Genomic DNA, 18,339 nt, shown 5'->3' on the forward strand with positions numbered 1-18,339 from the left:
ATGCCCACCCTGCCCTGGCTCGACCCCGATCGCACCACGCCCCTGCTCGAGGCCCTCGACCAGCGCATCCTGGTGCTGGACGGCGCGATGGGCACGATGATCCAGGCGCACGCCCTGGACGAGGCCGGCTACCGCGGGGAGCGCTTCGCCGAGGGCGGCGACGAGGCGCTGGCACTCGAGCAGAAGGGCAACAACGACCTGCTGACGCTGAGCCAACCGGCCCTGATCCGCGATGTCCACCGCGCCTACCTGGAGGCCGGTGCCGACCTGGTGGAAACCAACACCTTCAACTCCACTGCGCTGTCGCAGGCCGACTACGGCACCCAGGCGCTGGTCGGCGAACTCAACCGCGAGGCCGCCCGACTAGCCCGCGAAGCCTGCGACGCGGCCACCGCTGCGACGCCGGGCAAGCCCCGTTTCGTGGTCGGCGTGATCGGCCCGACCAGCCGTACCGCATCGATCAGCCCGGATGTGAACAACCCCGGCTTTCGCGCCACGTCGTTCGAGGAACTGGTCGACAACTACTCCGAGGCTGTCGCAGGCCTGGTCGACGGGGGTTCGGACCTGCTGATGGTCGAGACCGTTTTCGACACCCTCAACGCCAAGGCCGCGCTTTTCGCGCTCGCCCAGGAGTTCGAGCGCCGTGGCGGCCGGCTTCCGGTCGCGGTGTCCGGGACGATCACCGACCGCTCCGGGCGCACGCTCTCTGGCCAGACCGCCGAGGCCTTCTGGTACTCCGTGGCGCATGCGCAGCCGCTGTTCATCGGCCTCAACTGCGCGTTGGGTGCCAAGGACCTGCGCGCCCACGTCGACGTGCTCTCGCACGTGGCCACCGCGCACATCAGCTGCCACCCGAATGCCGGGCTGCCGAATGCCTTCGGTGGCTACGACGAGACGCCGGAACAGATGGCCGGCACGCTGCGCCAGTTCGCCGAGGCCGGCCTGCTGAACCTGGTCGGCGGTTGCTGCGGCACGACCCCGGAGCACATCCGGGCGATCGCCGGGGCGATGGACGGCCTGCCGCCGCGCGCGATCCCGCAGACCGAGGCGGCGGCATGAGCGCCCTGCCCCGCCGCATGCGCCTGTCCGGCCTGGAGCCGCTGGTCATCGGGCCGGAGTCGAACTTCGTCAACATCGGCGAGCGCACCAACGTGACCGGCTCGGCGAAGTTCCGCAAGCTGATCAAGGAGGACCGCCTCGACGCCGCGGTCGAGGTCGCCCGCCAGCAGGTCGAGGCCGGCGCGCAGATCCTCGACGTGAACATGGACGAGGGCATGATCGACTCGGCCGCGATGATGGTCCGGTTCCTCAACCTCATCGCCGCCGAGCCCGACATCGCCCGGGTGCCGGTGATGGTGGACTCCTCGAAGTTCGAGGTCATCGAGGCCGGGCTGCGCTGCCTGCAGGGCAAGGGCGTGGTCAACTCGATCTCGCTCAAGGAGGGCGAGGACGCGTTCCTGCAACAGGCGCGCACGGTGCTGCGCTATGGCGCGGCCGTCGTGGTCATGGCCTTCGACGAGCAGGGCCAGGCCGACACCTGCGAGCGCAAGGTCGCGATCTGCACCCGCGCCTACCGCCTGTTGGTCGACGAGGTGGGCTTCCCGCCCGAGGACATCCTGTTCGACCCCAACATCTTCGCGATCGGCACCGGCATCGCCGAGCACGACAACTACGCGGTCGACTTCATCGAGGCCACGCGCATCATCCGCGACACGCTGCCGCACTGCCACGTCTCCGGTGGCGTGAGCAACGTCAGCTTCGCGTTCCGTGGCAACACGCCGGTGCGCGAGGCGATCCACTCGGTGTTCCTCTACCACGCGATCGCCGCCGGCATGGACTTCGGCATCGTCAATGCCGGCGCGATGCCGATCCTCGACGACATCGAGCCAGAGCTGCGCGAGCGGGTCGAGGACCTGGTGCTCAACCGACGCAGCGACGCCACCGAGCGCCTGATGGAGATCGCCGCGCGGCACAAGGGCGGTGCCGGCACCAGTGACCCGGAGGCCGAGCGCAAGAAGCTGGCCTGGCGCGACATGGACGTCGAAGGCCGGCTCAAGCACGCATTGGTGCACGGCATCGACGAGTTCGTCGTCGAGGACACCGAGGCGGCCCGGCTGCGGGCCGACAAGCCGCTCGAGGTCATCGAGGGGCCGCTGATGGCCGGCATGAACGTGGTCGGCGACCTGTTCGGCGCCGGCAAGATGTTCCTGCCGCAGGTGGTGAAGTCGGCGCGGGTGATGAAGAAGGCGGTGGCGCACCTGATCCCCTGGATCGAGGAGGAGAAGCGGCGCACCGGAAACGTCAGCCGCAACAACGGCACGATCGTGCTGGCCACGGTGAAGGGCGACGTGCACGACATCGGCAAGAACATCGTCGGCGTGGTGCTGGCCTGCAACAACTTCGAGGTCATCGACCTGGGCGTCATGGTGCCGGCGCAGACGATCCTGGACCGTGCCCGCGAGGCCGGTGCCGACATCATCGGACTCTCCGGGCTGATCACGCCTTCGCTGGAGGAGATGAGCCAGCTCTCGCGCGAGATGCAGCGCCAGGGCTTCGAGGTGCCGCTGCTCATCGGCGGGGCGACCACCTCACGCGCGCACACGGCGCTCAAGATCGCGCCGCACTACACCGGGGCGACGGTGTGGGTGAAGGACGCCTCGCGCGCGGTCGGGGTGGCGCAGTCCCTGCTGAGCCCCGAGCGGTCCGCGGCGTTCGTGGCCGCCAACGAGGACGATTACGCCGCGATACGCGAGCGCCACCGCGACCGCGGCAGCGCCAAGCGCCTGGTCTCGTTCGCCAAGGCGCAGGCGAACCGGTTCGACGGGCGCTGGGAGGCCCACCCCCCGCCGACGCCGGCACGGCCGGGCCTGCACGTGTTCGAGGATTACCCGCTCGTGGAACTGGCGGAATACATCGACTGGTCGCCCTTCTTCAATGCCTGGGAACTGGCCGGCCGCTACCCCGCGATCCTCGACGACGAGGTCGTCGGCCCGCAGGCACGCGAGCTGCTGGCCGATGCACGGGCGATGCTGGCGCGGATCATCGAAGAGCGCTGGCTGCGCGCACGCGGGGTCATGGCGCTGTGGCCGGCCACCAGCGAGGGCGAGGACATCGTCGTGCTGGACGACGACGGCCAGGCGCGGGCGCGCTTCCACTGCCTGCGCCAGCAGGCCGACAAGCCGGTGGGCGAGCGCGCGAACCTGTGCCTGGCCGACTTCGTCGCCCCGCGATCGAGCGGGCTGCGCGACTGGATGGGCGGCTTCGCGGTGACCGCCGGCATCGGCATCGACGAACACGTGGCGCGCTTCGAGGGCGACCACGACGACTACTCGGCGATCATGCTCAAGGCGCTGGCGGATCGCTTGGCCGAAGCCTTCGCCGAGCGCCTGCACCAGCGGGTGCGCACCGAGTTCTGGGCCTACGCCGCGGAAGAGCGCCTGGACAACGACGCGCTGGTGAAGGAGCGATACCGCGGTATCCGCCCGGCACCGGGCTACCCCGCCTGCCCCGACCACAGCGAGAAGCGCACGCTGTTCGACCTGCTGCAGGCCGAGGCCAATGCCGGCATCGAGCTGACCGAGAACTTCGCGATGACGCCGACTGCCGCGGTCAGCGGCTTCTACTTCGCCCATCCGGACAGCCAGTACTTCGTCGTCGGCCGCATCGGCCGCGACCAGGTCGAGGACTACGCGCAGCGCAAGGGGGTCAGCCAGGCCCAGGCGGAACGCTGGCTGGCACCCAACCTGGACTACGACCCGGAGTGAGGTCGCCGGGCCGCGCCGCCAGCTGACGGAGGCGAGCCCGTGGATTCCTCGGGGTGGCGCGGCCTCAGCGCTCGACGATCTCGCGGTGCATCGGCGCCAGCTTTGCCAGCAGCTGGTTCTGCGCGCGGAACGGGATGCCGCGGCGGTTCATTGCGGTCTGCAGGTCTTCCACCAGCGCGTTGAAGTTGCCGCGGGTGATCGCCAGGCCGCGGTGCGATTCGACCATGTCGCGTCCGGTGTAGGTGCAGCCGCCCCCCAGGATCACGCAGAACTGTTCGACCAGGTGCCGCTTGACCATCGCCTGGTCGCTGAACTCGAAGAAGGGTGCCAGTTCGGGGTTGGCCAGCATGATCGCCATGAAGTCGTCCATCAGCGCGACGAGTCCGGCTTCGCCTCCGAACTGATCGAGTACGCCACGCAGTTCCGGGTGGGCCGGCGCCGGGTCTGCCGGCGCCGTCTGGGCCAGCACCAGGCCGACTGGCACCAGGGCGAGCAGGGTGGCCGCCACGGCCATGCGAATGTGCTTGAGCATGTCGATTCTCCTGGCGGCCATCAGAAGCCCACCTGCAGCGAAAGGTAGGGGCCGCGCTGCTCGCCCACGATGATGTTGCCCAGGTCGACCCAGGCCGCGGTCAGCGAGAGGTGCTTGTTCGGCGCCCACGCCACGAAGACGTCCCAGGCGCTGTCCTCCCCCGCGACGCCGAGGTTGTCGGGCTTGGTGCGGAATTCGCCGCCGATCGCCAGGTGCCGGTTGAGCAGCCAGGCGATCGAGCCCTCGAACTGGGGCCGGTAGCTGTCGCGGCGATCGCCGCCGAAGCCGAGCAGCCCGAACTGGTTGGCCTTGGTGAAACGCACCGTGGTGTTCACCAGCAAGCCCTGGGCGAGATAGAGCTTGGTGGCGCTGACATAGATGTCGGTGCCGCTGGAGTCGACCGCACCGACCGAGCGCACCACCGCACCCTGCCGGTTGCGCTTGTGCTGCACGCCAAGCGCCACCTGCGGCAACCAGCTGTCCTGCTCCAGCACGGCATCGCCGAACACCCTCAGCTTGACCCCGACGATGTCCTGCTCGAGCTTGAAACCCCGGCCCAGTCCCAGCGCCGCACCGACATCCCGGGTGTCGAAACTGTGTCGGGCAAGGCTGAATTCGATCCGATTGTCGAACCCGACTATCGCGCCGTAGCTGTCGAGCGCGTAATCGTCCAGGCCAAGGCGCGTATAGAACGCGTTGGCGCCCCACTGACCGCGCTCGCCGTAGCCACCGATAAGCGCCCACGGGGCCAGGCCGCCGCCGGCACTGCCCTCGACCTGGCTCACGCCGCCGGTCAGGAGCAGCTTTCCGCCCGTGGCCGGATCACTGGCCTCCCCGGCCACCGCCTGCGCCAGCACGGCGCCCGGCACCGACGCCAGCGCCACAGACAGCGCGAGCGAAACCCCGGTTTGCCGCGATCGCGTACCTCGCTTCACAAGACTCATTCCCCGTCCCCCTGTTTGATCACGAACCACACCTCGTTGACGTTGTCGCCAGTGACATCGCCCGGTCGGGTGTCGTGGGCCCAGTAGTACAGCGGCTCGCCACGGAAGGCCCACTGCAGGCCGCCGTCGAGACGCTCGAAAATGCTGAACTCACCGACGGGTTCGTCGTCGAAGCTGGCCGTGAGCGGCGGCCACAAGCGCTCGCACACGCCGTAGCAGGTGCTGGCGCCGCGCGCATCGCGGCCGTAGGTGTAGAGGGTCATGCCCTGGGGACCGACCAGGATGCCTTCGATGAAAAGTGCGGGGTGGGTGACCTCGGCGGCGGCCAGCGCGGCGGAGAATCGCGCGGACTCCTCGTCGGTGGCCGGATCAGCCGTGGACTCGCGGATGCGGCCGACCTCGTCGGCGGCCGACGCCTGCCGGGCCGGCTCGGGAACCGGTGCCGGTTCCGGGCGCTCCGCCGGACGGCGCCAGGGCCATCGGGATTCCTGCGCGAGCGCCGGTGGTACGGCGATCGCCAGGATCATCGCGCAAAGCAGCGGCCGCGAAAGGCCGCGAATCGGTGTTGCCATGGATAACTGCCCCTGGTTGGATGTCCCCGGGGCGCAGTTTCAACCCACGTCGCGCGATGCCGGCGTGAACCCGACTCGCGTCGCGCGCCGTGTACCGGTCAGTTGGGCGGCCGGATGTCGATCGCGGTGTCGAAGTCGTAGTACAGCGTCACCGGCTCGCCACCCTCGGTCTGGATGCGCACCGGAAGGCCGGTCTCGCGGCACACCGCAGCGACGGCCGTGCCCTCGCTGTTGCGGTAGCGGTAGAGGGTCGACGCACACCCCCTGACCTGCTCCTCGCCGATGCGCTCGACCTGCGTGAGCTCGGCCTCGGCCTCCTCCCGGGACGGCTGGGCGTAGGCGGCGACCATGGACGACATGTCCATCGGCATCCGCATCCATTGGCCGCCATGCTGGGCCCAGGTTCCCTGCGGATGGATGATGAACTCACCCTCGGCCGAGCGCATGTGGAAGCGATCGGGAAGCTGCACGTCGATCTGCGCCTGGCCTCCCCGCTGGCCCGGGCTGTCGACCTCGATGCGGTACGCCTCCCGGTCGAAGGCCTTGCCGAAGGCGGAAACGAGTTCCTGGCGGGCGTCGGCGAGCGCCAGCGAAGGCAGGATGAGCCCGAGCGCGACGAGTGCGACGTTGCGGGCGGCGACGATGGTCATGGTGTCCTCCTTGGGTCGGACCGACAGGGCGGCCACGGTGGTGTACAGCTGTGGAAATACGCGAAAGCCCGGCCGGTGGGGACACGCCCCGGCGGCCGCGGGCACCGTGTTGCCGCGGGGGGAATGCTTTACAATACGCGCGCCGTCAGCCCGGCCATGCACTTCCCCGGTCGGTTCGGCGTCAATCCACTCAAACAGTTGCGGCATCAACCTCACGTGTTTCCTTGCATCGCTCCTGGTGCCGGGTGCACCCGGGCATGCCCACGGAGCCTCAGATGATCTTCGAAACCATCGCCACCTCGGGACACGAGGAAGTGGTGTTCTGCCACAACAAGGACGCTGGCCTGCGCGCCATCATCGCGATCCACAACACCGTTCTGGGCCCGGCCCTGGGCGGCACCCGCATGTGGAACTACGCGAACGAGGAGGAGGCGATCAACGACGTGCTGCGCCTCTCGCGCGGCATGACCTACAAGGCCGCGGTCTCGGGCCTGAACCTGGGCGGCGGCAAGGCGGTCATCTGGGCGGATCCCAACACCGACAAGTCCGAGGCGCTGTTCCGCTCCTTCGGGCGCTTCGTCAATTCGCTGGGCGGTCGCTACATTACCGCAGAGGACGTCGGCATCGACGTCAATGACATGGAGCACGTCTTCCGCGAGACCGAGTACGTCACCGGCGTGCATCAGGTCCACGGCGGTTCGGGCGATCCCTCGCCGTTCACCGCCTTCGGTACGCTGCAGGGCCTGATGGCGTCGCTGCAGCACAAGTTCGGCAACGAGGACGTGGGCAAGTACACCTACGCCGTGCAGGGCGTGGGCCACGTTGGCATCGAGTTCGTGAAGCTGCTGCGCGAGCAGGGCGCGAAGGTGTTCGTCACCGATATCAACAAGGCCGCCGTGCAGCGCGCGGTGGACGAGTTCGGTGCCGAGGCCGTGGGCCTGGACGAGATCTACGACGTCGACGCCGACGTGTATTCGCCGACCGCCCTGGGCGGCACGATCAACGAGAAGACGATCGACCGCATCAAGGCCAAGGTGATCTGTGGCGCGGCCAACAACCAGCTGGCCGACAACGAGATCGGCGACGAGCTGAGCAAGCGCGGCGTGCTGTATGCGCCCGACTACGCGGTCAACGCAGGTGGCCTGATGAACGTGTCGCTGGAGATCGACGGCTACAACCGCGAGCGTGCGATGCGCATGATGCGCACGATCTACCACAACCTCGGCCGCATCTTCGAGATTGCCGAGCGTGACAAGATCCCGACCTACAAGGCCGCCGACCGCATGGCCGAGGAGCGCATCGCGACCATCGGCAAGCTCAAGCTGCCGCACATGGGCGACCGTGCGACCCGCTTCCTGGGCCGCCGCAGCGCCTGATCGCAACGACATTGCGCCCACGTCCGCCCGGCCAGTCCGGGCGACGTGTTTCAGGCGTGGTGAAATGCAAGGACTGGCGGCCAACGACGCCGTCACCACGCGGGCCGGACCCTGCCCGCCCTGAACCATGGAGTGTTGTATGCGTCCGTTCCCACTGGGTGAAGACATCGATGCGCTGCGCGAGGCCGTGCGCCGCTTCGCCGAAACCGAGATCGCGCCACGCGCGGCCAGTATCGACGAGGAGAACGCGTTCCCGCAGGACCTGTGGCCCAAGCTGGGTGAGATGGGCCTGCTGGGCATCACGCTGCCGGGCGAGTTCGGCGGTTCGGAAATGGGCTATCTGGCCCATCTGGTGGCGATGGAGGAAATCTCCCGTGCCTCCGGTTCGGTCGGCCTGAGCTATGGCGCCCATTCCAACCTGTGCGTGCAGAACCTGTACTCCAACGGCAACCAGGCGCAGCGCGAGAAGTACCTTCCGAAACTGTGCAGCGGCGAGTTCAAGGGTGCGCTGGCAATGAGCGAACCCGGTGCCGGCTCCGACGTGGTCGGCTCGATGAGCTGCCGCGCGGTGCAGCGCCAGGACGGCAGCTGGGTGGCCAACGGCAACAAGATGTGGATCACCAACGGCCCCGAGGCCGACGTGCTGATCGTCTACATGCGTACCGCCGGCAAGGACGCGGGCAGTCGCTGCATGACCGCCTTCATCGTCGAACGCGGCATGAAGGGCTTCTCCACCGCGCAGAAGCTCGACAAGCTGGGCATGCGCGGCTCCAACACCTGCGAGCTGGTGTTCGAGGACTGCGAGATCCCTGCCGAGAACGTGCTGGGCGAGGTCCACCAGGGCGTGAAGGTGCTGATGGGCGGCCTCAACACCGAACGCCTGGTGCTGTCGGGTGGCCCGATCGGCCTGATGCAGGCTGCGCTCGACATCGCCCTGCCCTATGTGCGCGAGCGACAGCAGTTCGACGCGCCGATCGGCAGCTTCGGCATCATGCAGGCGAAGATCGCCGACATGTACACCTCGCTGCAGTCCAGCCGCGCCTACGCCTACCAGGTGGCGCGCGACTACGACGCCGGCCACCGCTCGCGCGTGGATGCGGCCAGTTGCCTGCTGCACTGCACCGAGGCCTCCGTCGAGGTGGCGCTGGAAGGCATCCAGTGCCTGGGCGGCAACGGCTACATCAACGAATATCCGACCGGCCGCATCCTGCGCGATGCGAAGCTGTACGCGATCGGCGCGGGAACCAACGAGATCCGCCGCATGCTGATCGGACGCGAGTTGTTCGAGGACAAGGCCTGATCCGCCTGGTGCTGCAGCTGCGCAACGGACGCGCCCGACTCCCCTTTCACGTTGTGTCTACTGGCCCGAATCTAACGTTCCAATGAAGGACTTGGCTCTCTTCCTGAGTCGAGAGAGCCAAAAAGGCACTTCATGGAATGTCGCTTCTTCAGCCCGCCGGGCCGCCTGCGTGCCGGCATCTGCTGTCCAAGCGCGCACATCGGCATTCTTGCGTGCATCCTGGTCGTCGCTTCCGTGCCTTCGATGGCTTCGGGGGAAGTGCAGCCCGCTTCTGCAAGCGGATCGACTGCGATCACGCTCGATACGATCCAGGTGAAGGGGCAAGGCGTGGATGCCCGCTCCAGCGCCTACTCCTCTGATCGTTTCGGCTCGGCGGACATCGCCGCCGAACGGGTGAGCGACGTGGAGGCCCTGTTCCGCAACATACCCGGCATGACCGTCCGCTACTTCGGATACGGGGGCGTCGCATCTTCGACGGTCATCCGTGGCTTCGGCGGTGGCGGGCACGGTGGCGACCTGGGCGTGGCAGTGGACGGCATTCCCCTCAACGAGGCGAATTCGCACGCCGACGGCTATGTCGACGTGCAGATCCTGGTGCCGTTGGAAATCGAAAGCCTCACCGTGTATCGCGGCCCGGTGTCGGCGCTGTACGGCAACTTCAACCGCGGCGGGCTGGTGGCGTTCAACACCCGCAAGTCGGGGGAATACCGCGAGCTCGATGTCAGTGCGGGAGGCTATGGCACCTTCGACGCGCAGGCGGCGCTTGGCGCCTCGCCGGGTGAGCGCCATCAACTCAACGTGGCCGCCCAGGCCTTCCACACCGACAGCTTCCGCGCGCAATCCACCACCGAACGTCGTACCGGCGCGCTGCGCTATGGCTTTGCGCCGACCGAACGCACCGAGGTGTCGGTCTCCACCCGCGTGCACAAGACCATCGCGGACAATGCCTCACGCATCACCCGGGCCCAGTTCGAGACCGATCCGTTCGGCATTGATCCAAGGACCCGGAACGATGGTGCGATCAAGGACTTCAAGACCCTTCGCGGCGACATCAACTTCTCGCCATCGAGCGATCTGCATATCCTCAGCTTCGCCTACTCGACCCGGCAGCAGTTCACCCGGTTCTTCACCCGGCCGGTGTCCGCCGACGAGTTCCTGCAACGCGAGGAGACCTACGACCGTGACGTCTACGGCCTGGGCACCAGCCTCAACGCGAGCGCGATGCTCCTGGGCCGACCGGTGGTGTTCGTCGTCGGCGTCGAGGGCTTCAGCGAAACCACCGAGTTCCAGTTCTTCGATGGTCTGGACAACCGCCGGCGTGTCGCTCCTGCCCTGAGCGATCGCGAAAGCGTCATCGACAGCCGTTCCGCCTACTTCGAGGCGAATGTCGATGCCCATCGGTTTCTGGATCTCTCGCTGGGTGCCCGCTACGACCGTTTCAAGGGAACGTGTCGGCCCTTGGGGCCGGAAGCCGGCAACAATCCCTGCGACACGCTGGAGAGCATCGACAACATCAGTCCGAAGCTCGGCATCAGCTCCCAGCTCAGCCCGTGGCTGAAGCTCCGGGGGAGCTACTCCGAGGGCTTCGCGCTGCCGGGCGGCTTCACGAAATACGCTCCCGGTGCCCAGTCGCTGGACCCGAACCAGATCGCCCAGACCGAACTGGGCGTGCTTGTGACACCCACGGACAGCGTCTCGCTTGATGCCGTCGCCTACCGCATCAGTTCCACGGAGGAATTCCGCGCCGTGGCGCCCGGCGAGTTCGAGAACTTCGGGTCGACCCTGCGCAATGGGCTGGAGATGTCCGCCCGATGGCAGGCCAGCGACGCCTTCGACGTGCGAGCGGTCTATGGGCAGGCACGTTCCAGGGTCCGCATCAACGCCAACCCGGCGCTGCTGGGCAAGGAGGTCACCGGCGTGCCGGAGAAGACCGCCACATTGAACCTTGGCTGGGACCCCACCCAGCCGCTCCGCCTGGATGCCAGCCTTCGCCATGTCGGTAAAGCCTGGATCGACACGGCCAACACCCGTCGCGCCAGCGGCTACACCACGCTTGATCTTGGTGCCTCCTATCTGTTCCAGACCCGCGCCCCCGTGCGTGCCTACATCAAGATCGACAACGTGCTCGACCGCCGCTACACCACCGCGTCGGGGGTTTCCTTCGGCACCGAACTGCTCACCCCCGGGGCGCCGCGGCAATTCACGATCGGCGCCCAGGTCGGATTCTGAATCCCCTTTCCAATCAAAGGCACCCCGCCATGCGTACTCGCCTCATCAGCACGACCGTAGGTCTTGCAGCACTGGCACTGGCCAGCAGCCCGTCCGTCCTCGCCCATACCATCTGGCTGGAACCGTTGGCCGAACGCCAGCACACGTGGGAAGTGTTCTTCGGTGGCCATGGCGGCGAAACCAACGCCTTCGATGCCGACCGCATCGGGCAGGTCCGCGCGCTTCACGCGGATGGACACGACGTGCCCACCGAACTCACGCGGGAAGGCGAGCGCGTGTTCATCGGGATTGCGCCCGGAACCGCCATGGTCACCCTGCACTTCGACAACGCAATCCATACCCGCACCAGCCACGGGCCCAGCGTGCGTGCACCGATGACGGAGGTGGAAGGCGCGGTGAGCGCGGTCAACGCGCAGAAGTACCACAAGACCATCCTGGACTGGGAATCCGACGTCATCCTGACCCCTGTCGGCCAGGCCATGGAGGTGCTGCCCACGCGTTTGCAGGCGCCGCGCGCAGGCGAGCCCCTGCGTGTGCAGGTCCTGATCGATGGCGAGCCGGCGGCCGGCGTGCGGATCGGGCGCGGAGAAGACACCGGGGAGGGTGTCACCGACGCCACCGGCGTGGCCGAATTCATCCCGGAGGTCGGCTTCAACAAGCTGTGGGCCGGGAAACGAATGGAGGTTGACGACGAGCCTCGCTATACGCAGCTGTCTTACGAATATTCCCTTGTGTTTTCGGTGGATGCTCCGTGAGCGCGCTGATGCTGCGGATCGTGCTGTGCCTGGCCCTGATAGGCCTCGCCCTGCCCTCGCCGTCACATGCGCACGGGATACGCCTGGCCCTGGAACCCGACCCGGGCAGCGAGGCGGTCGAAGGCACGATCACTTACTCCGATGGATATCCCGGCGCCGGAGAGTGGGTCGAGGTGACGGACCTCGACGACCCCGCGGCGCCCACCCTCGGGGTGCATGCCGATGCCCAGGGCCGTTTCAGCGTCCCCGGCCAGCTGGGTCGGCGCTACCGCGTGGTCGTCGTGGCTGATGAAGACCATCGGCAGGAACGGGAGATCGTGCTGGGCGAGCGGGCATCACGCTGACGCCGCACTCACGCATGCCTCACACCTTTCAAGACTCCGTTCACACCACCGTGCATCGACCTTCACGCCTGCCAGCGTAGGTTCAGGTGGAGGGCCAAGCGAATGCATCCGGATCGGAACATCGCCGCTCTACCAAGGACCCGTCGGCCTCAATTGCCGACGGGTTCTAACTAACGGAGGAGAACGATCATGACTAAAAGGATTGCATTGACCACCCTGGCTATCGCCACCGCACTGGCAATGAACGCGATGCCAGCAGATGCCTCGAGCCACCGGGAGGCGCCGCTGATCGCAGGAATGCCCAAGGTGGATGGCACCGATTTCTATATGTTCCGAAGCTACGAGGAGGGCCGAGAGGACCATGTGGTCTTCATCGCCAACTACCTGCCCTTGCAGGATGCCTACGGCGGCCCGAACTACTTCCAGCTCGACCCGCTGGCCACGTACGAAATCCACATCGACAACACCGGCAACGCCCAGGAGGACATCACCTTCGTGGTGCAGGTCCAGAACAACGTCCAGAACCTCACCATTCCCGTGGATGGAGTCGACGTGGCCGTGCCGCTGTCGAACATCGGGTCGTTCGGCCTGACCCCGACTGAAAACGATGGCGTGAAGAATGTCATCGAGACCTACACCGTTTCGCGCGTGGAAGGCCGTCGCAACTTCGGCAAGCGCCTCACGCCGCTGCAGAACCTCACGGTGGGAGGCACCACGTTCCGCAAGCCCTTCGACAACATCGGCGAAAAGTCCTTCCCCGAGTACGAGACCTACGCGAACAACCACATCTACGACATCCGCTTCGGCACCTGTGGCGACGGCCGTGTATTCGTGGGCCAGCGCAATGACGGATTCGCGGTAAACCTCGGCGAGATCTTCGACCTGATCAACACAGATCCGCTGGGGCCGGAGGATGCAGGCAAGAATGTCCTTGCCGATCAGAACGTCACCAGCATCGCCCTCGAGGTACCGGTGTCATGCCTGACCTCAGGCAGCGAGCCCGTCATCGGCGCGTGGACGACGGCCACGCTTCCGCTTCAGGCCGGCCGGGCACAGGCTGGTACCCGCATGGGTCAGGCGCGCTTCCAGGTCTCACGCCTGGGTGCCCCGCTGGTGAACGAAGTGGTGATCGGACTTCCCGACAAGGACAGCTTCAACGCGTCCCATCCCAGCGACGATGGCCAGTTCGCCACCTATGTCACCAACCCGACCCTGCCCGCGCTGATCGAGATCCTCTTCAGTGCGCCGGCGCCTGATCAATATCCGCGAACCGACCTTGTCGCGGCGTTCCTGACAGGCGTCGAAGGACTCAACCAACCGATGGAAGTGACCGCATCGGAAATGCTGCGCCTCAACACCGCTATTGCGCCGACTGCAAGAGCGGAGCAGGCCAACATGGGCGTGATCGCAGGAGATGTCGCGGGCTTCCCGAACGGCCGTCGCCCGGGTGACGATGTGGTCGACATCGCGCTGCGCGTGATGATGGGCGTCTTGCTGCCGGAAGATGTTGCACCGGCGGGCCAGTTGCCATTGACCGACGGGGCCGCGGTGTCGGCACTCGACTTCCCGGCGGCCTTCCCCTACCTCAACACTCCGCTGCCGGGATCGCCGTTCTCGGCTGGAACGAACGCCGTGGGTACCGCGCCCAGCGCAACACAACGCCGTGCTGCGTTGGCTGAAAGCATCGGCAATGGCTCGAAGCCGACCGAAACGTCACAGTCAACCGGAACAGCCACGCCCGAGACCTCGGACCAACCAACCGCTTCCCGTCGCTCGCACATGGACAGAGACATCCTCTGAGCGGCTGACTTACCTGAAGTTTGAAACGAAAACGCCCGCAATGTGAGTTGCGGGCGTTTTCGCATGCACCTGGTGGAATCAGTCTGCGGAGGACGGCGTGATCCAGTCGGGCTGGATCACGTGGGCAGCCCAGAAGCCCTCCCAGCGAACGTCGCTACAGGCCTCGCATGCGCGCATGTGCACCAGGCGCAGCATCCACACCCCGTCCTTCTCGTAGGCAAACGATACCCTCCCCGCCTCGTCGGTGACTTCGACCTGCGTCAGCTGGCTGCCTGTGGACCCGTTGGTTTCACCCCCCCAAAGCGCCACCACCGAACGCCCCGGCAACGGTGCCCCCTCGAACAGCACCCGGGCCTGAAGTTTGGCACCCGGCGCAGGCTGAGCCGGAAGCTCATCCACCACGATCTCGAGCCGTTGCCCGACCTCTTCTGGCGGCATGACGTCTTGAGAAAATGGTCCAACCAATACCTTGAGATACCGGGTGTAGCGCTCCGGACCCGCCTCGGCACCCTCCCGACGCAGGGCCTGGATGTCTGCCAGTCGCTCCTCGGCCAAGTAATGATCGAAACGAGGTTCGGGCAACTCCAGCACCACCTCGGGACGCTCCATCGCCACCAGCAGCGGACCCTGTACACCTTCGGGCAACGCATAGAACGGTACCGCCCCATCCGCACCTCGCTGCGGAAGCGCTACCGTTCTTCCTTCATGGTACATGCGCAGGGTCTGGCTGCGCACCGCCTCGTAGGGCCGTTCCTCCTCAGCTTCCATCTCATGCCCGACCCACATGCGCAGGACCGGCGAACCGTCCTGATTCCGCTGTTCGGCGGTTAACCAAAAATCATGGGCAAGTGCCGGCATGGCGGCCAGCACGCCTGCTACCAGCGTGCCAACAGCTACGTGGCGTACACGCGCCCGCAAAGCAGTCGATTGATTGCCAGTGTTCATGAACGCTCCCTTGACCGGTCTGAGACAGCTGTGGATGCACCGGGTTCAACGCCCGAAGCACATGCGAACCGCATGGTGGCATGGATGAATACGCTCGCGCCGCATGCTCGGGCAGCTCGCGTTTGCGGCAGTGCACCACCAGCGCGATAATCCGGGGGTCTACTGCGAAGTCCACAACGGAGCACATCATGTCCCACGTCGTTATTGCCGGCGCCAAGCGCACCGCCATCGGTTCCTTCCTCGGCCAGTTCACCGGGGTCCCCACGCCCACGCTGGGTGCCACGGCCATCCGCGCCGCACTGGAGCAGTCGGGCGTGGCCGCCGCCGACGTGTCCGAGGTGATCATGGGCTGCGTGCTGCCTGCCGGCCTTGGCCAGGCGCCTGCGCGCCAGGCCTCGCTCGGCGCCGACATCCCGGTGTCCGTGGGCTGCACCACCGTCAACAAGGTCTGCGGCTCGGGCATGAAGGCGATCATGCTGGGCCACGACCTGATCAAGGCGGGCTCGGCCAGCATCGTCGTGGCCGGCGGCATGGAGTCGATGACCAATGCCCCGCACCTGCTCAACGGCGCGCGTACCGGTGTCCGCTACGGCAGCGCCGAGTTCATCGACCACATGGCCTGGGACGGCCTGACCGACCCCTACAAGGGCGAGGCGATGGGTGTGTTCGGCGAGATGTGCGTGGAGAAGCTCGGCTTCACCCGCGAGGACCAGGACAATTTCGCCATCGAGAGCGTCACCCGCGCCCACGCGGCGCAGAAGTCGGGTGCATTCAACGACGAGATCGCGCCAGTAACGGTCAAGGGCCGCAAGGGCGACACCATCGTCGACACCGACGAACAGCCGGGCCGCGCCAGCATCGACAAGATCCCCTCGCTGCGCCCGGCGTTCAAGAAGGACGGCACGATCACCGCCGCCAGCTCTTCGTCGATCTCCGATGGCGCCGCCGCCACCGTGTTGCTGTCCGAGGACGAGGCCGGCAAGCGTGGCTTGGCCGTGCTGGCACGCATCGTCGGCCACGCCACCCATTCCCAGGAACCCGAATGGTTCACCATCGCTCCGGTGGGCGCGATCGACACGCTGCTCAAGAAGCTCGGCTGGTCGGTGGACGATGTGGATCTGTTCGAGGTCAACGAGGCATTTGCCTGCGTGGCTATGGCGCCGATGAAGGAGCTGGGCATCCCGCATGCCAAGCTCAACGTCAATGGTGGTGCGACCGCGTTGGGCCACCCGATCGGCGCCTCGGGTGCACGCCTGGTCGTCACGCTGGTCAATGCGCTGCGCGTGCGCGGCCTGAAGAAGGGCGTGGCCTCGCTGTGCCTTGGCGGCGGCGAGGCGACGGCGATCGCGGTCGAGATCCCGTAGCCGCCAGCCTGCTGGAGGGCACCGAAAGGCCCGCGCGATGCGGGCCTTTCGCGTTGCAGGGCCGGCACATGCATCGGCCCGGGGAGACTTGGGACCCCGTTTGCGGCGACAATCGACGGCTGTTTCCAGCGCGAGCCGTTGCCGATGCCGGTCATCAAGAGCCAAGCCGACCCCCGCTCTCCGGACTTCCAGGACAACCTGGCCCAACTCCGGGGGGTGACCGCGGAGCTGCACCAGAAGCTGGCCCAGGTGGCCCTGGGCGGTGGTGAGAAGGCCCGCGACAAGCACGTCGCCCGCGGCAAGCTGCTGCCACGCGATCGCGTCACCGCCCTGCTCGACGCGGGCTCGCCGTTCCTGGAGATCTGCCCGCTGGCCGCCGAGGGCATGTACGACGGCGCCGCGCCGGCCGCCGGCCTGATCGCCGGCATTGGCCGCGTGCACGGCCAGGAAGTGATGGTGCTGGCCAACGACGCCACCGTGAAGGGTGGCACCTACTTCCCGATGACGGTCAAGAAGCACCTGCGCGCCCAGGAGATCGCGCGTGAGAACCGCCTGCCCTGCGTCTACCTGGTCGACTCCGGCGGCGCCTTCCTGCCGCTGCAGGACGAAGTGTTCCCGGATCGCGAGCATTTCGGCCGCATCTTCTACAACCAGGCGCGGCTGAGCGCGGAAAACATCCCGCAGATCGCGGTGGTGATGGGCAGCTGCACCGCCGGCGGTGCCTACGTGCCGGCGATGTGCGACGAGTCGATCATCGTGCGCGAGCAGGGCACGATCTTCCTCGGCGGCCCGCCACTGGTGAAGGCCGCCACCGGCGAGGTGGTCGATGCCGAGGCGCTGGGTGGCGCCGAAGTACACACCAGCGTGTCCGGCGTGGCCGACCACTTCGCCGAGAACGACACCCACGCGCTGGAGATCGCGCGCGACATCCTCGCCCACCTCAACCGCAAGAAGGCACTGCCGGTGGCCGTGCAGCCGCCGCGCGAGCCGCTGTATGCGACCGAAGAGCTTTACGGCCTGATCCCGAAGGACACTCGCCAGCCGTTCGACATCCGCGAGGTGATCGCCCGCCTGGTCGACGGTTCGGAGTTCCAGGAGTTCAAGGCGCGCTACGGCAAGACGCTGGTCTGTGGTTTCGCCCACATCCATGGTTATCCGGTCGGCATCGTCGCCAACAACGGCATCCTGTTCTCGGAGTCCGCGCTCAAGGGTGCGCACTTCATCGAGCTGTGCAACCAGCGTGACATCCCGCTGGTGTTCCTGCAGAACATCACCGGCTTCATGGTCGGCAAGAAGTACGAGAACGCCGGCATCGCCAAGGACGGGGCGAAGATGGTCACCGCCGTGGCCTGCTCGCACGTGCCGAAGTTCACCGTGGTCATCGGCGGCAGCTTCGGCGCCGGCAACTACGCGATGTGCGGCCGCGCCTACGGGGCGCGCTTCCTGTGGATGTGGCCCAACGCGCGCATCAGCGTGATGGGCGGCGAGCAGGCCGCCAGCGTGCTGGCGACGGTCAAGCGCGACGGGCTGGAGGCCGCCGGCAAGGACTGGAGCGCCGAGGACGAGGAAGCCTTCAAGGCCCCGATCCGCGAGCAGTACGAGCACCAGGGCCACCCCTACTACGCCAGCGCGCGGCTGTGGGACGACGGCATCATCGACCCGGCCGACACCCGGCGCGTGCTGGGCCTGGCCATCTCCGCCTCGCTCAATGCGCCGATCGAGAAGGGCCGCTTCGGCGTGTTCCGGATGTGATGGGCGACCACG

General features: G+C 67.0%; 15 protein-coding genes. 10 read left to right on the forward strand and 5 right to left on the reverse strand.

What is annotated here, in order from left to right; all coding sequences use genetic code 11:
• Entirely contained in the window at positions 1-1,059 is a 1,059-nt protein-coding gene (locus tag FU658_RS00695) for a homocysteine S-methyltransferase family protein (protein ID WP_147890349.1), read from the forward strand.
• Positions 1,056-3,764: a methionine synthase gene (gene metH, locus FU658_RS00700; RefSeq protein ID WP_147890350.1), complete on the forward strand. Its 2,709-nt coding sequence runs from the start codon at positions 1,056-1,058 to the stop codon at positions 3,762-3,764. The genes FU658_RS00695 and metH overlap by 4 nt, the downstream gene beginning before the upstream one ends.
• Before the next feature lie 64 nt (positions 3,765-3,828).
• On the opposite strand, the gene FU658_RS00705 is transcribed toward metH, so the two are convergent.
• From FU658_RS00705 to FU658_RS00720, 4 genes are all read right to left on the reverse strand, one after another.
• A complete protein-coding gene (locus FU658_RS00705; RefSeq protein WP_147890351.1) occupies positions 3,829-4,296 on the reverse strand; it encodes a group I truncated hemoglobin in 468 nt (155 codons plus the stop codon).
• 20 nt (positions 4,297-4,316) lie between these two features.
• Complete coding sequence (locus tag FU658_RS00710; protein WP_147890352.1) at positions 4,317-5,240, reverse strand: DUF3034 family protein; 924 nt, start codon at positions 5,238-5,240, stop codon at positions 4,317-4,319.
• The gene (locus FU658_RS00715; protein ID WP_222708324.1) at positions 5,237-5,812 is read right to left on the reverse strand and encodes a COG4315 family predicted lipoprotein; all 576 of its coding nucleotides are present in this window, start codon (positions 5,810-5,812) and stop codon (positions 5,237-5,239) included. Before FU658_RS00715 ends, FU658_RS00710 begins: the two co-directional genes overlap by 4 nt.
• A gap of 98 nt (positions 5,813-5,910) precedes the next feature.
• Positions 5,911-6,462, reverse strand: a complete 552-nt coding sequence (locus tag FU658_RS00720; protein ID WP_147890353.1) for a hypothetical protein — start codon at positions 6,460-6,462, stop codon at positions 5,911-5,913.
• 275 nt (positions 6,463-6,737) lie between these two features.
• On the opposite strand from FU658_RS00720, the gene FU658_RS00725 reads away from it, so the two are divergent.
• The 6 genes from FU658_RS00725 to FU658_RS00750 all read left to right on the forward strand — a co-directional run bounded on the left by FU658_RS00725 (position 6,738) and on the right by FU658_RS00750 (position 14,266).
• Complete coding sequence (locus tag FU658_RS00725; RefSeq protein ID WP_147890354.1) at positions 6,738-7,838, forward strand: Glu/Leu/Phe/Val dehydrogenase dimerization domain-containing protein; 1,101 nt, start codon at positions 6,738-6,740, stop codon at positions 7,836-7,838.
• A gap of 139 nt (positions 7,839-7,977) precedes the next feature.
• Positions 7,978-9,138 (forward strand): isovaleryl-CoA dehydrogenase, encoded by a 1,161-nt coding sequence (locus tag FU658_RS00730; protein ID WP_147890355.1) that lies wholly within the window; start codon positions 7,978-7,980, stop codon positions 9,136-9,138.
• A 132-nt stretch (positions 9,139-9,270) separates the two neighbouring features.
• The gene (locus FU658_RS00735) at positions 9,271-11,367 is read left to right on the forward strand and encodes a TonB-dependent receptor (protein WP_147890356.1); all 2,097 of its coding nucleotides are present in this window, start codon (positions 9,271-9,273) and stop codon (positions 11,365-11,367) included.
• Positions 11,368-11,396: 29 nt separating this feature from the next.
• Complete coding sequence (locus FU658_RS00740) at positions 11,397-12,122, forward strand: DUF4198 domain-containing protein (protein WP_147890357.1); 726 nt, start codon at positions 11,397-11,399, stop codon at positions 12,120-12,122.
• On the forward strand, positions 12,119-12,466 hold the full coding sequence (locus FU658_RS00745) for a carboxypeptidase-like regulatory domain-containing protein (RefSeq protein WP_147890358.1): 348 nt from the start codon (positions 12,119-12,121) through the stop codon (positions 12,464-12,466). The genes FU658_RS00740 and FU658_RS00745 overlap by 4 nt, the downstream gene beginning before the upstream one ends.
• 189 nt (positions 12,467-12,655) lie before the next feature.
• A complete protein-coding gene (locus FU658_RS00750) occupies positions 12,656-14,266 on the forward strand; it encodes a DUF4331 domain-containing protein (RefSeq protein WP_222708325.1) in 1,611 nt (536 codons plus the stop codon).
• A gap of 78 nt (positions 14,267-14,344) precedes the next feature.
• Here FU658_RS00750 and FU658_RS00755 read toward each other — a convergent pair whose 3' ends face one another.
• Positions 14,345-15,211, reverse strand: a complete 867-nt coding sequence (locus FU658_RS00755; protein WP_147890359.1) for a DUF4198 domain-containing protein — start codon at positions 15,209-15,211, stop codon at positions 14,345-14,347.
• A 188-nt stretch (positions 15,212-15,399) separates the two neighbouring features.
• Here FU658_RS00755 and FU658_RS00760 point away from each other — a divergent pair, with 188 nt between their 5' ends.
• Together FU658_RS00760 and FU658_RS00765 are read left to right on the forward strand one after the other, a co-directional pair.
• The gene (locus FU658_RS00760; RefSeq protein ID WP_147890360.1) at positions 15,400-16,575 is read left to right on the forward strand and encodes a thiolase family protein; all 1,176 of its coding nucleotides are present in this window, start codon (positions 15,400-15,402) and stop codon (positions 16,573-16,575) included.
• 144 nt (positions 16,576-16,719) lie between these two features.
• Positions 16,720-18,327 (forward strand): carboxyl transferase domain-containing protein, encoded by a 1,608-nt coding sequence (locus FU658_RS00765; protein WP_147890361.1) that lies wholly within the window; start codon positions 16,720-16,722, stop codon positions 18,325-18,327.
• Positions 18,328-18,339: the final 12 nt, after the last annotated feature.

The organism is Alkalisalibacterium limincola (assembly GCF_008017755.1).
Classification (GTDB): Bacteria; Pseudomonadota; Gammaproteobacteria; order Xanthomonadales; family Xanthomonadaceae; genus Alkalisalibacterium; species Alkalisalibacterium limincola.